The 2,935-nt window shown below is 38.4% G+C and carries 3 protein-coding genes and 1 tRNA gene; all 4 read right to left on the bottom strand.

Annotated elements, in window-relative coordinates; translation table 11 throughout:
* The coding region (locus tag QNK26_RS11715) for a long-chain fatty acid--CoA ligase (protein WP_319223136.1) at positions 1–1,680 on the bottom strand (1,680 nt) is incomplete at its 3' end.
* 134 nt (positions 1,681–1,814) lie between these two features.
* Positions 1,815–2,255 carry a ribosomal protein S18-alanine N-acetyltransferase gene (gene rimI, locus QNK26_RS11710; protein WP_319223135.1) on the bottom strand — a complete coding sequence of 147 codons (441 nt, stop codon included), beginning with the start codon at positions 2,253–2,255 and terminating at the stop codon, positions 1,815–1,817.
* Between the two features lie 24 nt (positions 2,256–2,279).
* Positions 2,280–2,678 (bottom strand): DNA polymerase III subunit psi, encoded by a 399-nt coding sequence (locus QNK26_RS11705; protein ID WP_319223133.1) that lies wholly within the window; start codon positions 2,676–2,678, stop codon positions 2,280–2,282.
* A gap of 35 nt (positions 2,679–2,713) precedes the next feature.
* A tRNA-Trp gene (locus tag QNK26_RS11700) sits at positions 2,714–2,789 on the bottom strand.
* Between the last annotated feature and the right edge of the window lie 146 nt (positions 2,790–2,935).

The following is a 2,935-nucleotide window of genomic DNA, read 5'->3' as shown; positions in this document are numbered from 1 at the left end:
GAATTCGCGAATAAGTAATTTGAATTTTTTTACTTTTTCAAAATTATCCAAATCACCTTGTAGTTCTTGCATGCGTTTCTCAAACATAGTGACAATATGGCTATGGCGTAATAATTCTGCTTTACTTGAAAATTGTAAGTTAATCGAATTGGCATATTCTTCTAACGCTTCAAATGATGGCACGATCAACGCACTAACAAAATGTCGAGAATCAGCCACAATCGCAACCTGATCAATAAAGTGATCTTTATTTAATGTGCCTTCAACCAGCTGTGGAGCAATATATTTACCGTTCGATGTTTTCATTAACTCTTTAATACGTTCAGTCATCACGACTTCACCATTGGCTAAAATTTTACCCGCATCACCCGTTTTCAACCAACCATCAATAAAGTTCTTTTCGGTTTCTTCAGGCATCTTATAATAGCCTCTCATTACCGTATCACTACGCACTAATATCTCGTTATCGTCACCGATCTTCACTTCCATATCCGGTAATGGTAAACCAATTGAAGCAAAGTCATAACCAGTGCCACGATGACAACAAACGGTCGCCGTTGTTTCTGTCATACCGTAACCCGCTTGTAATTGAATACCAATAGATTGAAAAAACTGATTGATATTCGGATCAACTTTGGCACCACCACAAGGTAAAAAACGGGTATTGCCGCCAAGAATACCGCGTAGTTTAGAAAAGATAAGCTTGTCGGCCAACTTATACTGATTGGCTAATAAAAATGACGGTTGTTGGTTATTATGGATCAGTTTGAAATGCGCTAAGCCAACTTTCGTCGCCCAACTAAACAGTGCCTTTTTAACTGACGATGCTGATTCTAAACGGCTATGAATAGTGCTGTATATCTTTTCATATAAGCGTGGTACAGCAACCAGTAGTGTCGGTTTCACTTCTGCAATGACATCGATAATTAACTTGGGGTTTTCAAGATGCACATTTTGCGCGCCACAATGCATGAGATAAAAAGACCAACTGCGCTCAAGCACGTGACTTAATGGCAGGAATGCAATAGAAGTATCGGTTTTCGATACTTCTATCATTTTATCATGACTGTTAAATGCAGCGGCAAAGTTAGTGTAATCAAGCATGACGCCTTTTGGCTGGCCTGTCGTACCCGATGTATAGATAAGTGTAACAAGATCATCCATATTAGCATCATTCAATCGCTGTTCGAATTCAGCGGTTGATACTTGATTACCTTGTTGAATAAAATCAGAAAAGTACATTACATTAGATGCGTCTTTTAAATCAATGGCATCTGTCAGTGCAATGATTAACTTTAAGTCATTCGTTGCTAATAGCTCAAGGGCTTTATCAAATTGCTCTTGAGCGCCAACAAATAGATAATCTATATCGGCATTATTAACAATATAACGGGTTTGCTCAGTGGTGTTAGTTGGATAAATAGGGACAGTAACACAACGCGCAGCTAAAATACCTAAATCTGCAAAACTCCACTCAGGACGATTGTTTGCAAAGATACCAACTTTAGCTTGCACTTCACAGCCAAGAAATAACAATGCTTTCGCAACACGATCTGAGTTATCAAGTAGCGCAGACCAACTGATATCTTGCCACTCATCTTGTTGCTTAAAACGAATTGCCGTTGTTGTTTTACGTGCTGCAAATTTAGATCTAAAACTGCTTACTAAGTGTTGTGTCATTAGCTTCCTTGATTATCCATAAATAGAGTTAAACGCATAATATGGCAAGAATAGTAATCATTAATCAGGAATAAGTATACAGCTTTTAGGCTCTACCTATGGTAAAGATATGAAAAGTTTACCCCGTGTTATTTCTAAACAATATAACACATCATGATCGCATCTTCTCTGCCTGTCGCTGCTGGATAATAGTTAAAACGACGATCAACTTCATTGAAACCGGTATTCAAATATAGCTGATAAGCAGCATGATTAGACTCTCGCACTTCTAACCATAATTGAAACAATTCTTGCTGTTGGCACTCTTGAATTAGGTGGTTAATAAGTAATTTTCCGTACCCCTTACCTTGATGCTCAGGTGCAACAGCAATATTAAGCAGGCTTGCTTCCCCAGCGACTTGGTTGGCAAAGTAATAACCTAATACTTGCTCATCTTCAAGCAATAAAAAATTAAAGTATCGAGCACCAAAATTACTGGCTAAGATCTTATCCGACCAAGGAAATGCATGACTTGCAGTTTCAACCTTGTGGATTAAAGGTAAGTGCTCTGGTGTGAGAGGAATAATTTTTGGCATTCAAGATCCCGTTATTATAACAGATTACATATAACCGACGATTTGTTGCCAAAGCTGCTTTTTCGCTTGAGCAGAATGTAACAATACATCTAAATGAGGTGATGATAGTTGTTTTTTTGCCGCGAGTTCAGATTGCTTACAGCCAATCGTCCAGATCCACTCGGGCGTTTGGTAATAATATTTAAGTTCATCTTCAGTGATGATATAGCTTTGATTAAGTTCCAGCTGTAATGTACGCAATATCTGTTTAATAAATTGGTTATGCGGGGCAAGTTTGTCATTGGCGATAATTAAAATTTGGCAATGCTTTGGCAGTGCTATTTTTTCAGCTTGACTAGTAAGATGAGGAAATTGTTCAGGCTTATGACATTGCCACAACGTGATACCCATTTGCTGCAAGTAATAACGTGAAAAATTACTCATTGGATAACCATATCATGAAGATTTACAGAAGAAATTGGCAGGGGTGGAGAGATTCGAACTCCCATCACGCGGATTTGGAATCCGCTGCTCTGCCGTTGGAGCTACACCCCTACAAGATGAACAGGATTATAACTTAATTTTTAATTAATGTTAAATCTGTTTCTTTGATTTGATATTTTTCTAAAAATTGGCAGGGGTGGAGAGATTCGAACTCCCATCACGCGGATTTGGAATCCGCTGCTCTGCCGTTGGAGCTA

The sequence above is a fragment of the Moritella sp. genome (genome assembly GCF_033791185.1).
In the GTDB taxonomy this organism is placed as follows: Bacteria; Pseudomonadota; Gammaproteobacteria; order Enterobacterales; family Moritellaceae; genus Moritella.
Note: the sequence above shows the minus strand (reverse complement) of the source record. Positions and strands in the feature narration are given on the sequence as shown.

What these genes read in the sequence shown, in the direction of transcription:
- QNK26_RS11705 (WP_319223133.1), bottom strand. Translation starts at nt 2,678, where the DNA reads ATGAGTAATTTTTCACGTTATTACTTGCAGCAAATGGGTATCACGTTG.
- rimI (WP_319223135.1), bottom strand. Translation starts at nt 2,255, where the DNA reads ATGCCAAAAATTATTCCTCTCACACCAGAGCACTTACCTTTAATCCAC.